Source organism: Mycobacterium heidelbergense, assembly GCF_010730745.1.
GTDB classification, from domain to species: domain Bacteria; phylum Actinomycetota; class Actinomycetes; order Mycobacteriales; family Mycobacteriaceae; genus Mycobacterium; species Mycobacterium heidelbergense.
Genome location: NZ_AP022615.1, coordinates 4366974 through 4387246, shown reverse-complemented (window position 1 = coordinate 4387246; position 20273 = coordinate 4366974). Strand labels below are relative to the sequence as shown.

General features: G+C 66.2%; 20 protein-coding genes and 1 pseudogene. 12 read left to right on the top strand and 9 right to left on the bottom strand.

Features of this window, described 5'->3' with window-relative positions:
- Positions 1-234 precede the first annotated feature (234 nt).
- Positions 235-948, top strand: coding sequence for a C39 family peptidase (locus G6N25_RS20540; RefSeq protein WP_083072528.1), 714 nt, complete (start codon positions 235-237; stop codon positions 946-948).
- Positions 949-1100: 152 nt separating this feature from the next.
- A complete protein-coding gene (locus G6N25_RS20535) occupies positions 1101-1382 on the top strand; it encodes a DUF732 domain-containing protein (RefSeq protein WP_142272477.1) in 282 nt (93 codons plus the stop codon).
- On the opposite strand, the gene G6N25_RS20530 is transcribed toward G6N25_RS20535, so the two are convergent.
- From G6N25_RS20530 to G6N25_RS20520, 3 genes are all read right to left on the bottom strand, one after another.
- Positions 1379-1984 carry a DUF1345 domain-containing protein gene (locus G6N25_RS20530; protein ID WP_142272485.1) on the bottom strand — a complete coding sequence of 202 codons (606 nt, stop codon included), beginning with the start codon at positions 1982-1984 and terminating at the stop codon, positions 1379-1381. The two genes, G6N25_RS20535 and G6N25_RS20530, sit on opposite strands and share 4 nt — an antisense overlap.
- Before the next feature lie 48 nt (positions 1985-2032).
- Positions 2033-2695, bottom strand: coding sequence for a cutinase family protein (locus G6N25_RS20525; protein WP_142272476.1), 663 nt, complete (start codon positions 2693-2695; stop codon positions 2033-2035).
- A 62-nt stretch (positions 2696-2757) separates the two neighbouring features.
- Positions 2758-3528 (bottom strand): class I SAM-dependent methyltransferase, encoded by a 771-nt coding sequence (locus G6N25_RS20520; RefSeq protein ID WP_083072524.1) that lies wholly within the window; start codon positions 3526-3528, stop codon positions 2758-2760.
- Positions 3529-3747: 219 nt separating this feature from the next.
- Here G6N25_RS20520 and G6N25_RS20515 point away from each other — a divergent pair, with 219 nt between their 5' ends.
- The 6 genes from G6N25_RS20515 (at position 3748) to G6N25_RS20490 (ending at position 13118) form a co-directional block, all read left to right on the top strand.
- Positions 3748-5367, top strand: a complete 1620-nt coding sequence (locus tag G6N25_RS20515; protein WP_083072523.1) for a PecA family PE domain-processing aspartic protease — start codon at positions 3748-3750, stop codon at positions 5365-5367.
- 36 nt (positions 5368-5403) lie between these two features.
- Complete coding sequence (locus tag G6N25_RS20510; RefSeq protein ID WP_083072522.1) at positions 5404-7449, top strand: glycoside hydrolase family 172 protein; 2046 nt, start codon at positions 5404-5406, stop codon at positions 7447-7449.
- 430 nt (positions 7450-7879) lie between these two features.
- On the top strand, positions 7880-9352 hold the full coding sequence (locus G6N25_RS20505; protein WP_083072591.1) for an FAD-dependent monooxygenase: 1473 nt from the start codon (positions 7880-7882) through the stop codon (positions 9350-9352).
- A gap of 102 nt (positions 9353-9454) precedes the next feature.
- Positions 9455-10954 (top strand): glucose-6-phosphate dehydrogenase, encoded by a 1500-nt coding sequence (gene zwf / locus G6N25_RS20500; protein ID WP_083072521.1) that lies wholly within the window; start codon positions 9455-9457, stop codon positions 10952-10954.
- 94 nt (positions 10955-11048) lie between these two features.
- On the top strand, positions 11049-12287 hold the full coding sequence (locus tag G6N25_RS20495) for an osmoprotectant NAGGN system M42 family peptidase (protein WP_083072520.1): 1239 nt from the start codon (positions 11049-11051) through the stop codon (positions 12285-12287).
- A 168-nt stretch (positions 12288-12455) separates the two neighbouring features.
- Complete coding sequence (locus G6N25_RS20490; RefSeq protein WP_083072590.1) at positions 12456-13118, top strand: nitroreductase; 663 nt, start codon at positions 12456-12458, stop codon at positions 13116-13118.
- Between the two features lie 13 nt (positions 13119-13131).
- Here G6N25_RS20490 and G6N25_RS20485 read toward each other — a convergent pair.
- The 6 genes and pseudogenes from G6N25_RS20485 to G6N25_RS20460 form a co-directional block, all read right to left on the bottom strand.
- A pseudogene (locus tag G6N25_RS20485) lies at positions 13132-13353 on the bottom strand (RES domain-containing protein); the annotation flags it as partial.
- Positions 13354-13588: 235 nt separating this feature from the next.
- Complete coding sequence (locus G6N25_RS24525) at positions 13589-13849, bottom strand: ribbon-helix-helix domain-containing protein (RefSeq protein WP_083072519.1); 261 nt, start codon at positions 13847-13849, stop codon at positions 13589-13591.
- 140 nt (positions 13850-13989) lie between these two features.
- Positions 13990-14286, bottom strand: coding sequence for a hypothetical protein (locus G6N25_RS20475; RefSeq protein ID WP_142272475.1), 297 nt, complete (start codon positions 14284-14286; stop codon positions 13990-13992).
- A 298-nt stretch (positions 14287-14584) separates the two neighbouring features.
- On the bottom strand, positions 14585-15136 hold the full coding sequence (locus G6N25_RS20470) for an FKBP-type peptidyl-prolyl cis-trans isomerase (RefSeq protein ID WP_083072589.1): 552 nt from the start codon (positions 15134-15136) through the stop codon (positions 14585-14587).
- A 258-nt stretch (positions 15137-15394) separates the two neighbouring features.
- Complete coding sequence (locus G6N25_RS20465; RefSeq protein ID WP_083072517.1) at positions 15395-16582, bottom strand: serine hydrolase domain-containing protein; 1188 nt, start codon at positions 16580-16582, stop codon at positions 15395-15397.
- Positions 16579-18063, bottom strand: a complete 1485-nt coding sequence (locus tag G6N25_RS20460; RefSeq protein ID WP_142272483.1) for a biotin carboxylase — start codon at positions 18061-18063, stop codon at positions 16579-16581. Before G6N25_RS20460 ends, G6N25_RS20465 begins: the two co-directional genes overlap by 4 nt.
- Positions 18064-18268: 205 nt before the next feature.
- On the opposite strand from G6N25_RS20460, the gene G6N25_RS20455 reads away from it, so the two are divergent.
- The 4 genes from G6N25_RS20455 to G6N25_RS20440 all read left to right on the top strand — a co-directional run bounded on the left by G6N25_RS20455 (position 18269) and on the right by G6N25_RS20440 (position 20097).
- Positions 18269-18589, top strand: coding sequence for a hypothetical protein (locus tag G6N25_RS20455; RefSeq protein WP_083072516.1), 321 nt, complete (start codon positions 18269-18271; stop codon positions 18587-18589).
- Between the two features lie 325 nt (positions 18590-18914).
- On the top strand, positions 18915-19148 hold the full coding sequence (locus G6N25_RS20450) for a hypothetical protein (RefSeq protein WP_083072515.1): 234 nt from the start codon (positions 18915-18917) through the stop codon (positions 19146-19148).
- Complete coding sequence (locus G6N25_RS20445) at positions 19145-19480, top strand: type II toxin-antitoxin system PemK/MazF family toxin (RefSeq protein ID WP_083072514.1); 336 nt, start codon at positions 19145-19147, stop codon at positions 19478-19480. The genes G6N25_RS20450 and G6N25_RS20445 overlap by 4 nt, the downstream gene beginning before the upstream one ends.
- A gap of 188 nt (positions 19481-19668) precedes the next feature.
- Positions 19669-20097, top strand: coding sequence for a cellulose-binding domain-containing protein (locus G6N25_RS20440; protein WP_083072513.1), 429 nt, complete (start codon positions 19669-19671; stop codon positions 20095-20097).
- The last annotated feature ends 176 nt before the right edge of the window (positions 20098-20273 follow it).

Below are 20273 nucleotides of genomic sequence, written 5' to 3'. Positions count from 1 at the left end.
GCTAATTGACTCTTTTATGGCGGTATGCGCCTGACTGGTATGCGGCGTATTCGATCGCGTCGCATTACGGCCTACGGGGGAACGGTTTGTGATTGCTTCTCGGTAGGGCGCCGTCGCCGCTAGCCGACCATTGCGAATGCGCGATCCGCGTCTGCTAATTCCTCGTCCCGGATTGCCCCGAGGTGCTACCGTTTGGACGCAATTCGAATCTCCAGCCAGCCTTTGCGAGCCATCATGTTTAATTCCCGGATCGCAACAGCGGCGCGCGCCGCGCTGGTGGGCGCCTGTGTCGGTGTGGCCGGCGTTTCCGTCGCGTCGGGATGTGGCCCGGTGTCGCCGTCGGCGCCGGCGGCGACACCGTCGCCGGCCGCCACCAGCGGCGTCTACGGCGACCCGGCGACGGCGGCCAAGTACTGGCAGCAGCAGTCGCTCGAGGACAACTGCGGTCTGGTGTCCGTGGCCGACGTGGTCGGTGAAATCACCGGGCACGCGCCGACGGAGGAGCAGATGATCACCCTGGCCGAAAACACGCCGTCGGGAACCAACCCCGGTCCGATCTACGCCCCCCGGGACGACCCGAGCCACTCGAACGGCAATGGCGGCATCGAGATGGCCGACGAGGTCGTGCTACTCGACCACTACGGGATCAAATCGGTCATGACGTATGCCGCGCACCCCGACCAGACCGGCCTGCCGGCGCTCGAGCAGTACCTCGGCAACGACCGCAAAGTCATCGCCTGGGTCAATTCCGCAATCATCTGGAACACCGGCGACCAGCGCGCCAAGGCCGACCACTTCCTGGTCGTCACCGGGATCGACACCAATAAGGAGATCGTTCACCTCAACGACCCCGGCGCCGACCATGCCGACGAGCGGGTCAGCATCGCCACCTTCACGAGCGCCTGGCGCACGGGCGAGGAGTCGATCGTCGTCACCGCGGCAACCTAGCCGAGAACACGGACCCAGCTCGTCACGAATTTGTCTACTTTTAATATTTGATTCCGCCTGACGCTCATATACTGGCGGCACCCTCGACGCCAACAAAAGGTAGGTCTGGAATGTTTCCCTCTCGCTGGCTGGCCAAACTGACTATCCCCGCGATGGTCGGCGTCGCCCTCACCACTGGCACCGCGATTGCGATGGCCGACAGCACCGATGACGCATACCTCACGAAGCTGCACGGTCTCGGTTTCAGTTGGAACTCGGGGGGCGACGCCGACATGATCTCAATCGGACACCAGATCTGTTCGGACCGCATGGCTGGCAAAACCCCGGATGCGATTGCCGCGGACATCCACTCCGGCCTGAGCTCGAAAGGCTACTCGTTCGCGGACGTCACGGGGATGGTCAGCGCCGCGGAATCCACCTATTGCCCGGATTAGAGCCTGGAACCCAGGCCCGCGATCAAGTTGATCGTGACCGCCAGGACAACGGCGCCCAGCAGGTAGGACAGCAGCGCATGACGCAACACCGTCGCCCTGATCGAGGTCAGTCCGATCTCGGTGTCTGACACCTGGTAGGTCATGCCGACGGTGAAGGCCACGTAGGCGAAGTCCCGGAAGCGGGGCTGCTCCGGGTCGTGGAAGTTGATGCCACCCGGTTCGTCCGAGTAGTAGAGCCGGGCGTAGTGCACGGTGAACAGCGTGTGCACCGCGAACCAGGACGCCGCGACGGTCAGGATGCCGACGAGGGCGGCTTCTACGGCTCTGGCGCCGGAGTGCGACCCGGCGGCCACCACGTAGCCGACGCCGCCCAGGCTCGCGACGCTGGCCGACACGATGACCACGTCGGCAACCCAGCGGGTGGGGTCCTCCCGGGTCGCCCACGCGCGGGTTTGCTCGGCGTCCATTCCGAGCAGGATCAGCTGCGTCCACACCACATACACGCCCGCGGTAACGACCCAGCCGGCAAGCGCGAATCGCCAGCCGACCGTGTTTCCCACCGCGAGAGCGACGGCGACCCCGAGCACCACGGCCACCGACATCCGGACCGCGACGGTGTCGCGGAACAACTTCACCAGGGGTGTCACGGCTTATGTGTTGGGCGACGCCGGGCCGAGGCGGTTGGCCGCGAACGTCGCGGCCTGGTCGGTCATGCCGGACTGGATGTACGACACGTGGGCCATGATGTTGCCGCCCCCGGAGCAAATCGGATCGTCGGGGGCGCACAAGCTGATGGTCTTGCCGGCGTACAGCGGGCTGATCGTCGGCAGCGGCTGGCCGCCCCACAGCATGCTGGAGAACCCGCTGGAGGGTTCGCCGAAAAGGGCGACGGCGGCGACGTGATCGGCCACCGGCGCCGGCGTCGCGGCGGTGGCCAGGTCGATCACGGTCGAGCCCTGCGAATATCCGCCGAGCACAACTTTTGTGTTCGGGCAGCCGGCGACGGTGTCCTGGATGTGTGCGCTCGCGTCGTTGGCGCCGGCGGTCGCGCTGTTGTGGTAGTCGTCGTTCGCCGGGTAATCCACGGCGTAGACCCCGACGGACCGCCCGCCAACCTGCGAGGTCAGCGAGTCGACAAAGGCCTGGCCGACGTTGCCGAGGCCGGGCTCCTGATGGGTGCCACGCGCGAAAACCACGGCGACGTCGGAGCATGGATCGGCGGACGCGGCCGGGGTGACGGTCGGCGCGCTGAGCGCCGCCCACGCCGTCATGAGCGAAATACCAACGAGGCGGGCAAGGCGACGTGCGGTCATTTCCAAATGCTGACATACCGTCGGCGACGGCGTCGCATGCGGTGCCGCCGCCAGCGGGCTTACTACTCGTCGCCGCGGGCGATCCGATCGGCACGCCAACACGATGCCCGCATGGGGACGTCGATCACGTCAACCCCCGGGAACCGTGCCTCCAGGGCGGCGCGCGCCCGGGCGAGGCTGCGCGCGCGGTCGTCCGGAGACGCGACGATGACCCGGCTGTAGGTGCCCAGCATCGCGACGACGTCCTCGACCGCCATCGTGCGCACAAACCGGAACGTCTCGCGCGCGATGTTGTGGAAGACCGACGGCTGCGGGAGAACGACGTCCAGCCGCCGCCGGATCCGGTCGGCCGATTCGGCCTCGGGCGTGTCCTCGCCGGGCGGCCGGTCGCCCAGGCTGCGCACCCAGTCCACCTCGCGGTCCCGGCTCGTCCAGATCAGGCCGAACCGACCGCCGTCGCGCAGCACCCGGCCGATCTCGGGGACGGCCCGTTCGTCGTCCATCCAGTGCCACGCCGACGAGACGAACACCGCGTCGGCGGACGCGTCCGGAAGCGGAATCGACTCACCACGGCCCTCGACAACGCGAACTCCCGGGGATCGCGCCGTCAACACGTTTCGCATCCGCGCGTCGGGTTCGACGGCGATGACCTGTGCGGCCTTGTCCACCAGGGTGCGGGTGAACAGTCCGGTGCCCGCGCCCACGTCGACGGCCACCCCGCAACCGGGCGGCACCAGCCAGTCCACCGCCTGCGGCGGAGGCTGCGGTCGCAGCCCGTCGTAGTTCTCCGCAACGGTTCCGAAGGACGTCGCACGTTCCTGACGATCGGTCACAGCGCCACCGTAGTCCCGTTCGACCGCATGACCGCGGCCTACGCGTCTGGAGGTTGCTGGTCTGGGAACGGTTTGGTGAATCCCGAGATTTTTGGGCCGAATTTTCCTAGAGTCTGGCCTACGGCCCTGTGACGCGCCCGACCGTCTGACCTGTGGCGTGAGGTGCCCGTCCCCGGGAAGAAGCATGGGCTTGGCGTAGAGGGGAAGGACAGTTCGGGGATGAGCTTTCTGACGTCGCCACCGGAGATCATTTCGTCGTTGCTGTTCTCCGGTGCGGGTTCGGCTCCGATGCTGGCCGCCGCGGCGTCGTGGGACGGGCTGGCGACCGAGCTGGGCACGGCGGCGCAGTCGTTCTCGTCGGTCACCTCGGGGTTGACTGGCCAGGCCTGGCAAGGGCCCGCATCGGCGGCGATGACGCAGACCGCCGCCCGGTATGCGGGGTACTTGACCGAGGCGGCGACTCAAGCCCAAACGGCGGCCGCCCAGGCCCAGGTGATAGCCAGCACGTTCGAATCCACCGTGGCCGCCACCGTGCACCCGGCGTTGGTCGCCGCCAACCGCAACGAGTTGGTGCAGCTGGTGGTCTCAAACCTGTTCGGGCAGAACGCACCCGCGATCGCCGCCGCGGAATCCAACTACGAGCAGATGTGGGCCCAAGACGTGGCGGCGATGATCGGCTACCACGGCGGCGCCTCAGCGGCGGTGGCACAACTATCGTCCTGGGAGGCGGCGCTGCAGGGCCTGCCGGCCCAGGCATCGGCCGCGATCACCACCAACCCGGTGAGTTCGGTACTGAGCTCGGCGGCCATCAGCGATCCCCTGACCGGGCTGCTCGGGCCCATCGAGCAGGAGTTGACCGGCATCTTCGGCCAGGTCCAGCAACAAGTCATCAACGTCATCAACGCGCCCACCGAGTTCCTGTTGGGGCGCCCGCTGATCGGCACCGGGTCGTCGGTGTCCCTCGGCGGCGCGGTGAATGGCGGGACGGCAACCGCGCCGCTGACCATCGTCGACGGCACCGAACCGGTGGTGAACGCCTCGGTGGGCAGCGGATCGCCCGTGCCGTTGCTGGTGGACACCGGCTCCACGGGTCTTGTGATCCCCTTCCAAGACGTCGGGGGATTGCTAGGCATGCTCCAGCTCGGCCTGCCCCACGGGTTCGGCATCGGCGGCTACAGCGGGGGATTGGACTACCTGTACGCCACGTTTAACGCCCCGGTGAATTTCGGGGGCGGACTCGTCACCTCGTCGACCCCCGTTGACGTCGAGCTCTTCGCGTGGCCGACGTCCCTGCACGCGTTGCAGACCAACGGCTTCTCGTTCCAGTCCTACTTCGCCCAAGACGGTGTGTCCGGCGTTCTGGGCGTCGGACCCAACGCGGGGGGCCCGGGTCCCAGCATTGCGACCCAGGCGCTGCCGGCGCCCTACAACCAGGGCCTGCTCATCAACGAAGTCGCGGCCTCGCCTTACCTACAGTTCGGTGGCCCGCCGACAAACCTGGGGACTAGCATTGCCACGCTCACCGGTGCGCCGATTACCAACCTGGACGTCAAGGTCGGCAACACCACCTACACCGACGTTCTCTCGATGGTCGACTCCGGCGGCGTGCAGGGAACCATCCCGTCGTCCATCATCGGGAATGCGGCACCGGGGACCCTGGTCGAGATCTCTACCACTGACGGCACGCCGCTGTACGAGTACACCTACGCCGGGGGTCCCAACGCGTACTACCCGACGGTCATCTCCAGCGGGGTGATGAACACCGGGTATGCGCCCTACTCGCTGTTCCCGATATACGTCGATTACGGCGCCGATACGATGACCCTGTATCCGGCGTAGGGCCGCCGCGGGTGGGCCGAAGCCTAAGGGGCGGTGATGGCCTGTTGTCGGTTGGCGGCACGGGCGTTGTCTGCCACGCTCGCCTTGCTGCTGTTGGGGATTGCCGGCCTCGCCCCGGCCGGCGCAGCCCCTGCCGAGCCGACAACCAAAGCGCCCGGCGACAGGGCGGTCGGCTGGGACACCTACCGTCGATTGGATCGGTTGCCGTACCTGAGCGCCGACACCCAGACCCTGCAGGTGTCGAGCTTCGATCGAAGCGGCGGCGACTTCGACGTCTCCACCGGCAACAAGAACGGCACCGGCGGATGTCTGGCGTCCGGCGGTGCCGGCTGCGTCATCGCCGAGGATCACGGTGCGGGAGAGGTTGATTCGATCTGGTTCACCCGCGACGGCGGCAATGTGCGCGCGATCGGGACGATCCGCGTCGAGCTGGACGGCCGGACGGTGGTGGACGCGCCGCTGCAATCGTTGGTCGACGGCGCGCTGGGCGCGCCGTTCGTGTGGCCGCTTGTGGCCAACGCCGCGCAGTCACCGGGGGGCGTCTACATCAAGGTCCCGATGCCGTACCGGCAATCGATGCGGGTCAGCGTCGCATCGCATCTCGAGTATTACCACGTCGCCTACCGCCAGTTTTCGACCGCCGACGGCGTGGCCACGTTCTCGCCCTCAGACCCCGCGCTCGATGTCCTCGCCACCCTCCGCGCCGCGGGCACCGTCGACCCCAAGCCGGCGGCCGCCGCGGCGACGCATGACAGTCGGGCCGTCGATCTCCCCGCCGGCGCTGGGGTGACGATCGCGGAATCGGTTGGGCCGAGCAGCATCTCGGCGCTGCGCCTGCGGCTGCCGCAACCGGCGGATGAACTTCTGGCCGGGCTGCGGCTGCAGATCGAGTTCGACGGCCGGATGATGGTCGACTCGCCGCTCGGGGAGTTCTTCGGCGCCGGGCTGGGTGCAAACACCGTGCGATCGTTGATGTTCGCCACGATCCCGCAGGGGGATTCGTTGTCGTTGTCGGCATGGTGGCCAATGCCTTTCGCGCGCACGGCCCGCGTCGCCCTCGTCAACACGACCGGCGATCCCGTATCGGGGATCGACAGCGATGTCGTGAGCGCGCCCGACCCCGAGTGGGCAGCCGCCCTCGGCAGCGGCCGCGCCGGCTACTTCACCGCGCGCTCGCACGCCGGGCCGACGACCCTCGGCCAGGACTGGCTGTTCGCCGATGAACACGGTCACGGCAAATTCGTCGGCGTCAGCCACACCATCCGCGGTTCCCGGACCAAGACGTCGTTCAGCGACGACGCCCCGTACTTTCTCGAAGGGGCCGAACGCGTGTACACGGATGGTGCCGCGTCGCCCCAGTGGTACGGCACCGGCACCGAGGACTTCTACGAGGGCGGCTGGTACTTCAAGAACGGCAAGCACTTTAGCGACCCGCTGACGGGCCAGCCCGATCAACGCACGGCCGCCGGCGGCTGTGCCGACTACTGCGTCGCCGCCTATCGGCTCATGCTCGCCGACGCCATCGGCTACCGCTCCGCCATCCGATTCGGCATCGAGCACGGCAAACGCGACATGGTTCAACCCGATTACAGCTCAACGGCATTCCTCTACACCCAGCCCGACGACACCGCCATGCCCAGCGACGACGTCTACGCGGGCGATCCGGTCAGTCGGCTCGTGCACGGCTACACCGACGCCGGGGCCACCGACCAGCTGCTGGTGAGCCAATACGAGGGGAACGACGACACCCGCCCCGTCATCGGGTTGGTCCGCACCACGACCGACGGCGCGATCACATTCGACGTCGCGATCGGCCCGGACAACCACGGCATCCTCCTGCACCGCATCTCGGACCAGTCAACCGGGTTTCAATCGGCAGACGTTGCCGTTGACGGTGTCGCCGCCGGGAATTGGTTGGAGCCACGCAGCAACGCCGCACACCGTTGGCTTGACGACACGTACCTTGTGCCCGGCTTTCTCACCGCGGGCAAAGACCGCGTAACGGTCAGGCTCACACCCACCCCCGATGCCCCGCCCTGGACCGCCAGCCGCTACCGCGTCGACACGCTGACGGGGCCGTAGAACCGGCCGCGTCGGGGCCGGCATCTTCTCGGCGATGGTGGTCACTTGTGTCACATGCGTCCCGGCGTGGCGGGCACACACTCTTCTGCCCGCCTCACAGCGACAGGTTGTCGCGCGTAGGCGGGCACATCGTTGTATGCCGGCCGGCGAGTGACCTATGTGACAAACGGGATTGACACGCCACGAGGGCCCACCGCGCGCCGGCCGGGCGACACGACCCGCAGCCCGGTACGGGCGAGTGGTTCGACGGCCGAAGGGGCCTGCGCGGCTAAGACCCTCCCACTCTCAATGTATAGCCGACCCGGGGGCTTGCGGCAAGACCCGGGTCATGCCGCAAAATCACTGGCCGAAACCAAAACTCATCGAATCGGGGGACTGCGAAGTGGATGTTTCGTTGGCGTCGGACAAGTCGCGCGGGGGCGTCGAGCCGATGGCCGAGCATGCGGTGGTGATCGCCGGGGGAGGCCCCACGGGGCTGATGCTGGCGGGCGAGTTGGCATTGGCCGGAGTCGACGTCGCCGTGGCAGAGCGGCGCGCCAACCAGGACCTGATTGGCGCGCGCGCGGGCGGCCTGCATTCACGCACCATCGAGATCTTCGACCAGCGCGGAATCGCCGATCGGTTCCTTTCGCAAGGGCAAGTGGCGCAGGTCGCGGGATTCTCCCAAATTCGTTTGGAAATCAGCGATTTCCCCACCCGCCGCCCGTATGGACTGGCGCTGTGGCAGAACCACATCGAGCGCATTTTGGCCGACTGGGTCAGCGAGCTGGCGGTGCCGATCTATCGCGGACGCCAGGTGACGGGCATCGCCCAAGGCCGCACGGGCGTCGACGTCGGGCTGGCAGGCGGCCAGTTGCTGCGCGCGGAGTATCTCGTCGGGTGCGACGGGGGACGCAGCGTGATCCGTAAAGCGGCCGGCATCGGGTTCCCCGGGTGGGACCCGACGACGAGCTACCTGCTCGCCAAGGTCGAAATGGCCGCCGACGCGGGCCAGGAGCCGGAGTGGGGCATCCGCCACGACGCCCTCGGCGTCCACTCGCTCAGCACGTTGGACGACGGGGGACCGGTGCGGGTCATGGTGACCGAGCGTTACATCGGACCCGCCGGCGAACCCGCCTTGCGCGATCTGAGCCAGGCGCTCATCGCCGTATACGGCACCGATTACGGAATCCACACTCCCGCCTGGATTTCCAGGTTTACCGACATGGCACGGCAGGCCTCGACCTATCGTGACAGACGCGTCCTGCTGGCCGGTGACGCCGCGCACGTGCACCACCCGATCGGCGGGCAGGGCCTCAACACCGGCGTGCAGGATGCGGTGAATCTGGGATGGAAGCTGGCCCAGGTGGTCCGTCGGACATCGCCCGACAGCCTCCTCGATACCTACCATTCCGAACGACACCCGGTCGCCGCGCGCGTGCTGCGCAACGCGATGGCCCAGATGGCACTTCTTTGCGCAGACGACCGCACAAAGGCCTTGCGCGACATCATGTCCGAACTGCTCGGCATGGACGAGCCTCGCAAACGATTCGCCGCGATGATGTCCGGTCTGGACATCCGGTACGACCTCGGCGAGGGGCACCCGCTGCTCGGGCGCCGCATGCCCGACCTTGACCTTGCCACCGCCGACGGCCCGGTGCGGGTATTCACCCTGCTGCACGACGCCCGACCGGTGCTGCTCAACCTCGGCGAGCCCGGCGCCCTCGACATCGCGCCATGGGCCGATCGGGTTCGATTGATCGACGCGAAATACGCTGGTGCGTGGGAGCTTCCGGCGCTCGGCGCGGTCCCCGCTCCCGATGCCGTGTTGATCCGGCCGGACGGCCATGTCGCCTGGGTCGGGGACCAGTCTCGGGTTGGGCTCGCCGACGCGCTCACCACCTGGTTCGGGCCGCCTTTATGAGGACGGGATAGGAGGCCGCCAACCTCCGCCCGGCGAACGTTCCAACCGGCCGCGGTGCCTCCGGCGCTGCGGACACGGCGCGGCGGTGGAAGTATCGCAGGAGTGGCCACCAAGAAACCGCAGACCATCTCCTACCCGGCACCCGACGCACGCCCGCGCCGCCACGGCTCTGACCCGCTAGATCCCCACGTCATCGTCCTGTTCGGCGCCACCGGGGACCTGGCCAAACGCAAGCTGATCCCCGGCCTGGCCTACTTGGATCAGTCCGAGCTCGCCCCCGATATCCAAATCGTCGCGACGTCGCTGGAAGACTTCACCGATGACGAGTTCCGGGAACTCGCCAAGACCGCGATCGATTCGTTCGGCATCCACAAGCTCACGGATGAACAGTGGGCCAACTTCGCAAAAATTGTCACCTACGTCCCGCAGGGTGCCGGACCCGAGGCGCTCGCCAACGCGGTCGTCGAGGCCGAAGCCAACCTGGGACCGAACGCGCGGCGCCTGCATTACCTGTCGGTCCCGCCGAAGGCGGCGCGCGACGTCATCACCATGCTGCGCGAGGCCAAACTCGTGGAGCGCTCTCGGGTGGTGATGGAGAAGCCGTTCGGCACCGACCTGGCCAGCGCGGTGTCGCTCAACGACTTCCTGCACGACACCTTCGAGGAATCCCAGATTTTCCGCATCGACCATTTCCTGGGCAAGGAGGCAGCCCAGAACATTCTGGCGTTCCGCTTCGCCAACGGCCTATTCGAGCCGATCTGGAACCGCAACTTCATCGACCACATCCAGATCGACATTCCCGAAGCCCTGGGTCTGGATCAGCGCGCCAACTTCTACGAGAGCACCGGCGCTTATAAGGACATGGTCGTGACCCACCTGTTCCAGGTGATGGCGTTCGTCGTCATGGAACCGCCCACGGCCCTCGAGCCGTATGCCATCAGCGAAGAGAAGAACAAGGTGTTCCGGTCGATGCTGCCCATCGACCCGGCAGATGTGGTGCGCGGCCAGTACAACGGCTACCGCCAAGAGGACGGGGTGGCAAAGGATTCCGACACCGAGACGTTCATCGCGCTCAAGGTCGGCATAGACAACTGGCGCTGGGCCGGCGTACCGATCTATCTTCGCACCGGCAAGAAGATGGCCGAGGGCATCCGGATCATCTCGATCGCATTCAAAGAGGCTCCCCGAAGCATGTTTCCGCCGGGCTCGGGGGTCGGAACCCAGGGCCCCGACCACCTCACGTTCGATCTCGCTGACAACTCAAAGGTTTCGTTGTCCTTCTACGGCAAGCGGCCAGGTCCCGGCATGAAGCTCGACAAGCTGTCCATGCAGTTCTCGTCGCAGGAGGTCGACACCGTCGTCGATGTGCTGGAGGCCTACGAACGGCTCATCCTCGACGCGATGCGGGGCGATCACACGCTGTTCACCACCGCCGAGGGCATCGAATCACTGTGGGAGCGTTCGGCCGAACTGCTCGACGACCCGCCGTCCGCCAAGGTGTACCAGCCGGGCACATGGGGCCCCAACGCCATTCATCAGTTGATCGCGCCCAGCGCGTGGCGGTTGCCGTTCGAGCGGGAGTGGCGCGAAGCCAGACACTAAGAGCCCGTGGGCTGTGTTTTGCGGCGCCGACTGATCGGGCCGGTCGTGCCGCGCGGTAGGTTGAAGCGATCCAGACAAACCGGAGGGAGCCATCGTGCGCCAATCCGCGGCCATGGCCGAGGCCGACCGCGCGTGGATGATCGACACGCTGCTCGCGCTGGTGCAGACGCCCAGCCCGGCGGGGCGCACGGACGCGGTGATGCAGCTGATCGGCGACATCTTCGATGACTTCGGCGTGCCGTTCTCGCTGACCCGCCGCGGGGCGCTGATCGCCGAGCTTCCGGGTGAGTCGGCGACCACCGACCGGGCGCTGGTGGTTCATTCCGACACCATCGGCTGCATGGTGCGCGGCCTCAAGGACAACGGCCGTCTCGAGCTGATTCCGATCGGTACTTTCTCGGCCCGCTTCGCGACGGGCGCCCGCGTGCGGATCTTCAGCGACGACCCCGAGGAGTTCATCACCGGCACGGTGTTGCCGCTCAAGGCCAGTGGGCACACGTTCGGCGACGAGATCGACACCCAGCCCACCGACTGGGAGCACGTCGAGGTCCGCGTGGACCGCAAGGTTTCCTCGCGCGAGGACCTGGTACGTCTCGGCCTGAACATCGGGGACTTCGTCGCGTTGATCGCCAGCCCGGAACTCACCGCCGACGGCTTCATCGTCTCCCGTCACCTCGACGGGAAGGCCGGTGTCGCGATCGCCCTCGCGCTGGCCAAGAACTTCTCCGAGAGCAAGGTCGTGCTGCCGCACCGCACCACGATCATGATCACCATCACCGAGGAGGTCGGCCACGGCGCCAGCCACGGCCTGCCCGCGGACGTCGCCGAGCTGGTCTCGGTGGACAACGCGGTGTGCGCGCCCGGCCAGCACTCCATCGAGGACGGCGTGACCATCCCGATGGCCGATCTACACGGCCCCTTCGACTACCACCTGACCCGAAAGCTGTGCCGGCTCGCCGAGGAGCGCGGAATACCGTTCGCGCGGGACGTGTTTCGCTACTACCGCTCCGACGCGGCCGCGGCGATCGAGGCGGGCGCCGGCACTCGGGCCGCGCTGGTCGGCTTCGGGGTCGACGGCAGCCACGGCTGGGAGCGCACCCACATCGACTCGCTGGAAGCTGCGTACAGCCTGCTGCACTCCTGGCTGCAGACGCCGCTGACGTTCGCCAAGTGGGACGCGAAGCCGACGGGCAGCCTGCGCGACTTCCCCTCGTCAAAGCAGCCCGCGCCGACCGAGCAGTGGGTGCCGCTGGCACGCGGCGAGCATGCCGAGCCCGGCGACGCGTCGCCGGGCTCGCACTGGCCGCCGTCGGAGGGCCCCACAGACGGGTGAGTTTGGCCCACAACACCACTAGGGTTTATCGAATATCTTGGGCCACAAGGCATTTAAGGCCGGGCGTCACTTCGGCCGGCTTCCGGGAATGCGCCGTCCGTCGGTGCGCAGGTTGACCTCGTTCCCGAGCCAAGTTCGGCGACGGGGCAGCACCCTACGATGAGCGGCGTGGACGTGTATGAGGCGGTGCAATCCAGGCAAGCGGTTCGCGGGTTCACCCGCCGTCCAGTCGATCGCGCCGTTCTTTCGCGGGTGCTCGAGGCGGCCTCCCATGCTCCTTCGGGCGGAAATCTGCAGCCGTGGCACATCTATGTGCTTTCTGGTGAGCGGCTATCCGAACTCAAGGGGCGAGTCGCCCGACGGGTGGCAGCGGGGGATACCGGAGACCAGTTGGAGGTCGCCTTCTACCCGGCGCCGCTCGGAAGTCCGTACCAGGAACGCCTGGCGGACTTCGGACGACGTCGCTACGGCGCCTTGGGTATTGCGCGTGACGACCACGTCGCCCGTGCCAGGGCCCGCACCGAGAACTGGAACTGCTTCGGTGCCTCCACAGCGCTGTTCTGCTATCTCGACCGCGATATGCCTCCGCCGCAATGGGCGGACGCGGGGATGTATCTGCAAACCGTGATGCTCTTGCTGCGCTCGGAGGGATTGCACAGCTGTCCCCAGATCGCCTGGGCGGAATATCACCGCACCGTCGCCGACGTGATTGCACCCCCGGCGCGCGAGATCTTGTACTGCGGCATGTCGATTGGGTTCGCCGATCCCGCGGTACTCCGGCCGCACATGCCACGAGCACCGCTGTCGGAGACCGTCACCTTTCTCGAATGAGTGGACGCCGTGCTTACACGACGAGGTAGCCCAGTCGCTGCGATGCGGAGGCGATCCGCAGTGCGAGCCCTGGGTGCGTCAGCGGTAGCGACAGCGCCGGCCGAGACGGCATCGCGTCCGAGGCACGCGGGAACAGGACCAAGCACGGGCCACCGGCGAAACGACTGTTGTAGTGCAGTCCGTCCAGAGCGGGAAACGCTTGGACGATGCGGCGTGCCCAGCGCTGGGTGATCGAGCAGTCGGGCCTCGTCCTCGCTGAGCGTGGTGGCCCACGGCCGCAACGCAGGAAGCGACTTCAACGCGGCGACGAAGTCGGCGCTAGTAATGTCGAAGCGGTCTTTGAGCAGCTTGTCGAGTTCGTCGCCCGCCCGCACAAGACCTTCCTTGGCCCCGCCGCGTGTTCCCATCACACTCTCCTAACGGATGCTAACGCCAATGTATTTCCGTTAGTTTCTGTCCTTTGCTAGGGCTCAACGCGATTCCACCGGGTGATTGCTCAAGTACTCGACAACCGCTTGCCGAATCAAATCCGACAGCGAAACGCCTTCCGCGTCAGCGCGGCGACTCAACTCAGAGCGAACCAATTGCGGTAGCCGCACTGTGAAAACCGGAGTCTTGCCACTACTCTCGTCACTCGCGGTCGGCCGACCCTTGCGGAGGAAGGCGGGGTTGATCGTCACAGACCGGATCTCGTCTGGCCGCGGCGGATTCGCCGCGTAGTCGGCCGCCATTGCGGCCGCTTCGGCGTCAGTAAGTGGAGGTGGCGTGTGCTTCTTTGTGGACATGTGCGGGTTCCAATTCGGGTATGGGTTGGGCGTGGGATATGCGGTTGTGTGTGGATTACCCCCTCTCGAAGACGTTGGCACGGGCGTTAGGCGCGCTGCGGGGCGTACTCCGGACCGATGAACTCGTTGAGTTCATAGCTGGCGACCACCGACGGGCGAAGCATCATTGCGTGGAACACGTCGGCAACCTCCGGGTTACGGAAGTCTGCGATGACCTCGATCCACGGCTCGTTCACGACAGCGGGGCCAATGAACAGCACCGGTACGGCGTTAGGGATGCGTGGGTCGACTTCCAGAGAGAGGGCGGGGAAGCTGATCACGGCGCGGATCTCAGCCTCGGTGATCAGGTGGTCTTTGGCGCTTGGCCTGATCTCGATCCGCACGGACGTAGTGTAATACACTTTAGAGAGAAAGTGCAATACATTTAATGGGCGCTCAAAGCCGCCGGGCTTGGGAAGGTCGCATAAGGGGCCTGCGGCGTCACAGCTTATCCACGAGTTACCGAATATTCGCCGCCAATGAACGGGAGTCGATGGAGACAGCTAAGCTCCCGACCAAGCTCAATACTCGCGAATCATGTTGCGCCACACCGACAGTCGATATCTGGTTCGAATGCCGGTATTCAACCGGTGTAGCCAGACCGGGTGTCGACTCAGACAGTACGGCTCACACCGCCGCAGCTCAGCTCGAGGCGCTGAGGATCTTGATCGCGAAGATCAGCGAGTCGCCCGGCCGGATTCCAGCGCTCGGCTGACCGTCGGGGTAGCCATCTGCAGAGGTCATTGCGACGGCGACCGTCGAGCCGACCGTTTGCCCCGTGATGGCCTTCTGGAAACCCGGCACGACTCCGCCAAGCGAGAAGTCAATCGGGGCGCCCCGTGCATAGCTGCTGTCGAACACGGACCCGTCACGTCCATTGACACCCATGTAGCACACGGATACCCGCGCCGTGCCCGGCACCACCGGTCCATCTCCGGCGTGCAGCGTATGCACCTGGGTCTGGGTCACGCTAAACGGTGTCGTCACGTTCACACGCGGGGCTGTCGTATCCGTGGATCCGGTGACCGCGATGCTGCCGGTGGTCCCGGCCAGCGTCCAGTCTGGTGTTCCACCGTTCTGCGGCGCTGCGGTTGGACACGAGCCAGCCGCGGTTGCTTTGCCCGGTGCGGTGAGCGTCAGGACGATTGCCGCGACACACGCCGCGAGGGCGATAGAGGACTTCACGGCCGTCACGCTACAGCCACCTTTCACACCCCTTACCTCGGGGCAGTGCTAGGCCGGCCAATACCAACGAAACCATTTATGCCACTTAGCATTAAACAGGTGCCCTCAGGACGCCCGTTGCCAGGGATGAAATAGCCCAGGGTACGGCGCTCAAAGGTTAGCGGGCCTGCTTCTTCGCGGGGCGGCTTGTTGACTCTGCGTCCACCAGGCAAAAGTGCGAGTAGGGACCCTGGTCAGCGCAGAGTCAAAATCGAAACCCTGAAGCTGTTACGGGACGTTGTGCGGGGTGGTTCCAGCCAGTTCGTGTGCGACCGCATCGAATGCGCGCAGCGTGTCCAGCATGTGCGGCTCATGAGAGTCGGGCTGGGTGGATAACTTGGCGGCGACCATCTCTGCGGCGCGGTTGACGTAGATCATCTGACCGCACATGCCCAGGCACAAGACCACGTTGCTGCCCGGGTAAGGGATCCACACTTGGTTGCGATACATCCCGCCCGGCAATTCGGTGTCGTCGGGGCTGGCGGCGAACGCCTGACGCGAATCGGGTCCGCCGTCGAGAGTGTCGGCGATCCACGCCGGCGGCACCACCTGCTGCCCGGTCAACGAGACACCGTCGCACAAGAACAACGAGCCGAACCTGATCATGTCGGTAAGGCAAGCATTGACGCCGCCATCGAAAAATCCGGTGCCGACGGCGTCCACGCCGATGGTGGCGTCGCACTGGGCGCCGATGCGGCCCCACAGTAATTCCGACATTAGTTCCGGCATTCGCTGGCCGCCGGCGACCTCGCAGACCCAGCCCAGCACATCGGTTTCACACGAGCGATATTCGAACGGGCCGCCGTGCGCCGACTTCTGCCGCAGGGTCAGCAGGAAGTCGTACAGCGTGGCGGGGTCGCCCGGACCGCGCTTGGGTGCCCACCCGATCGCCTGGTCGAGGGCGTGGATCTCCGCGGCGGGGTCGAGGTAATTTTCCGAAAACGAGATGCCCGACCTCATGTCCAGCAGGTGGCGCACCGTCGCACCCGCGTAGCCGCAATTCGCCAATGCAGCAACGTATTTCGTGACGGGTGCGTCAAGCTCGATCGCGCCGGCCCCGTGCAGGGCGCCGACGACGGCTGCCACCAGCGACTTGCTCACCGAGAACAGCAGGTGCCGGGTCTGGGCCCCCAGGCCATCGAGGTACTCCTCGGCCACCATCGACCCGCGGTAACAGACGGCCCACCCGTCGGTGGCGGTGGAGGCCATCACCGCGCCCACTGTGGTGGCCACCCCGCCAGTGCTGGTCACCGGGATCGCGGCCAGGGGAGAAGTGGCTGTGGGCAGCGCCGCGACCGGCCCGGTCCCGCGCGAGATTACGGCGGTCGGCACGAAGTCTTCGACGTGCTGGAACGACCACTGTGCATATGGCGCTGACAGCCAGTTGTCCAGCGTGATGCCGGCCGGGCCGCTCACGCTCGTGCGACGAGCCGCGAGACGATCGGTGTGGCCGGCGCCAGGGGAGTTGAGGCGAACTTCGCCTTGATGCCCTTGACCCAGCGCCGGCAGCGCTCGGTGAGCTGGTAGTCGTCGGTCTGCAGGTGTCCGCGGGTGACGAGCACGCCGAGTTGGGCGCCCTCGGCGCGTAAGTCGCCAGGCGCGGCGATACGCATGTAGAAGGCCTCGGACCCGTCGAGCAGCGTGGCCCAGTCGTTGGCCGGGCGCGCAAAGGCTACGCGCCCGTCGTCGTCGATGCGCCACACACCGGTGCGTGGCGTCGCGGTGAAGAGCTCGACGTCCGGTGAGGTCTCCGTGATGATCACCTGACCCCAGACCTCGTCCTCGCCATAGCCGCGCTCCCAGCGCGAGTTGATCTCGTCGATGTCGAGTTCGTAGTCCACGTCCATGTACTCGAGCAGGTGGAAGAGGAACAGCGGCATGTCGGCGTAGGCCTCGGTGGTCAGGTTCGTCATCGGGCTGGCCCCGCTCAGGCGCGGGTTCACCTCGCCGAGGTAGAGCTCGTCGGAGTCCAGGTCATGCAAAAGGTCCACCTCGAAGTAACCTCGGTACCCCTCGCGGCTCAGGATGTCGCCCAGCTTTCGCACCATCTCTCGCGCGGCGTGCGTCTGGTCCGGCGGCAGCACCTCGCGCCAGATGTCGTTGCCGCACCAGCTGCCCTTGCCGGGAGTCAGCTCCGGGTAACCGACGAGACTCGTCATCGCGGGGCCGATCACGGTGCCGTGGCGGGTCACGGCGCCCTCGAGGCACACCTCGACATTGCGGATGCGCTTCATGACTTTGACTTCCTGTTGCCCGGCCAGATCACCGGCGTGCCGGTCCCAGTCGCCCTGACCGCGCACAAAGAACGTCGCGCTGCCAGCGTCGCCGTACGCGGCCTCGACGACCAGGTCATCTCCCAACCCGGCGCCTTGCGCGAGCGCCAGCAGCTCGTCGTAGGAGCCGGCCCGTCCGATCACGTGAGGCACGCTCGGCACGCCCGCCTCGTCGGCAAGGCGCGTCATGACGATCTTGGAGCCCAGGCGGTGGCGCAGCTCCGCCGGCGGGTGCATGACCTCAAGACCCGCCTGGCGCGCGAGGGCCTGGGTCTCCTCGTCGAGCATCACAAAGCAGGCCTTGCCGCCGGGCCCTCGTTGGGCGATGAACTCGAGTGTCTCGGGATCACGCAGGAGGTGGTTACATACATCCCCCATGCACCCGAAATCAATGCGGTCGCGCCGCCGGGGCACGAACACGCGCGAATGTACGCCCTCGAAAGAGTCAAAGTACGTGAGGTAGAAGAAGTTTCGTATCCAGCGGTCGATGCCTAGCAGGTTGAACGGGGTCGGCGAGATGAAGTACAGCGGCACGGTATTGGTGTGAAAGAACGCGCGCACGTCCGAGATGCCGTTCAGCATGCGGCGTGGCCCGGGCTCCGGTCCGCCGGCGTGCACGATCACGCCAGCCGTGGTGACGTCGACGCCTGAACCCGACGCGGGGGCGCTGCGATCAGCGCGAGGGCGGTGAAATGACATACCTCCATTCCATAAGTGTGCGTCCTGCCCATGCCCGTGTCGAAGTGTGGAGCACCAGAGCGCCGGCCGGGTCTTGACCCGCATGCCCGGGCTCGGTTCGATAACGAATATCCACGAGGGGAGACCCGCAATGAGGACGTTCGTTTGCCGCCTTGTTTCCGCCGTCATGGTGGCGTTGGCGTCGATGGCGGCGGTGACGATCGCGACGCCGGCGGTGAGCAAGGCCGACTGCGCGGACGGCGAGTGGTGGGACCCGACGGGCAAGGTCTGTCGGCCGCTCGGCGTCGGGCCGCAACCCTTGGCATGCGACCCGGGCCAGTGGTGGGACCCGACGGCTAATGTCTGCCGGCCGTTCGGCGTCGGGCCGCAACCGCTGGCATGCGACAACGGCTGGTGGTGGGATCCAGGCGCCAACGTATGCCGTCCGCCAGCGCTACCGCCGGCCGGCTAGTACGAAGGGCCGGATGCTGTTGTATCGCAATGTAGTTGAAAACCGGCTGCCCCCGCGGGCTTGAGAGTTGGTCACTCAGGTTCCGGAACGTCGGGGGCGTCTGGCTCAAGCCGCTCGAGCAGTTCCTTCACGACATTAGTTGTGTCTACGAGGTACTCGAGATGGCTGCGGGGCGGAGCCACCCAAATACAAAGCTGGACGCCATCCAGTCCAACGCGGTCGAGCAAGTGGCCGTACCCGAAACCTGCGGGCGGGCGTTCATTTGCTGGACACAAGAGCCGATCCGCAATGGGCCTGGTGTCTACATTTCGTCTACACTGGGTACATGGCAGCAGAAACCACAACGGTCCGAGTCCGCCGGCCAGATTCTGAGCGGCTCCATTCTCTGGCCAAGGCTCGCCAAACCGCCGTCATAGACGTCGTTCATGCAGCCATCGACGCCTTGGAACGGCAGGAGTTCCTCCGCGGACTCAACGGGGATTACCAGCGCCTGCGCAGTGACCCGGAGCTGTGGGAGCAGTATCTAGCCGAGCGTAACGAGTGGGACGCCCTGGCTTGATCTGGCGCGGGGAGGTCTATTACGTCGATCTCGGCCAGCCGGTCGGCCACGAGCCGGCCTTTCGACGCCCCGCGGTCGTGGTGTCGGTCGACATTCTCAACAACGGACCGGGCGGGCTGGTGGTCGTCGTCCCCATCACGACAGCCAGTTATGGGCTGCGAAGCCATGTCGAGCTGGAGCCAGAGGGCAGCGGGCTAGAGCACATCTCCTACGCTCGCTGCGATCAACTGCGAGTGGTCTCTGTCGAACGACTGTCATCTCGCCAGGGAACGATCGGCCCGGACCAGATGCGGGCCATTGACCAAGCGCTTCGCTTTGTCCTCGATCTGTGATGCTCAGCTGCCCATTCGTACATCCTCAACGGGCGGCGGCTGGCGTTCGCGCGTTCGGCCGGGCCGATACGTGGTTAGGCTAAATCGGAGGCTAAAAATTTCGTGACGGTTTCAGTTGAGCAAAGGTACTGCAGCTTACCCGCGATGCGCGGGCCGATATCGCCTGTTTGGCTTTAGTGTTGGCTGCTATGGCCGGACTGGACAATCACGTGAAGCGCTGGCGCACAGCGCTTCACGTAGCGGTGTCGGCATTGATGCTTGCCATCCTCGGACTCGCCACCACCCCCACAGCTCACGCGGCTGCGGCCACGGCGACGTTGTCGGTGGAACATACGTGGCAGACCGGTTTCATCGCCCACTTCGCCATCACCAACGCGAGCATGGCGCCGCTAAGCGATTGGAAACTTGAATTCAACATGCCGATGGGACAATCCGTCTCGCACGCGTGGAATAGCACCGTTACCCAATCTGGCACGCACTATGTCCTCACCCCCGCCAATTGGAACCGCGTCATCGCGCCCGGTGGTTCAGCCACGGGTGGTTTCAGAGGCGTGCTGACCGGTTCCTACTCGCCACCGTCGAATTGTGTGCTCAACGGGCAATACCCTTGCACCTAGTTCCCCTCACGAATCCCGCCGGCTGGGGCGCTGTTCGTTGGGGCGTCGAGACTGCGGTGGTGGCGGCGCCCGAGGGGAAAAGCCAGCCGTGAACGCAGGCTCGATGCCACCAGCGCAGACTCGGCGCCCCAGCGGCGTCCGATCACAACCCCCGACGAACGCACGGGCCAGACCGA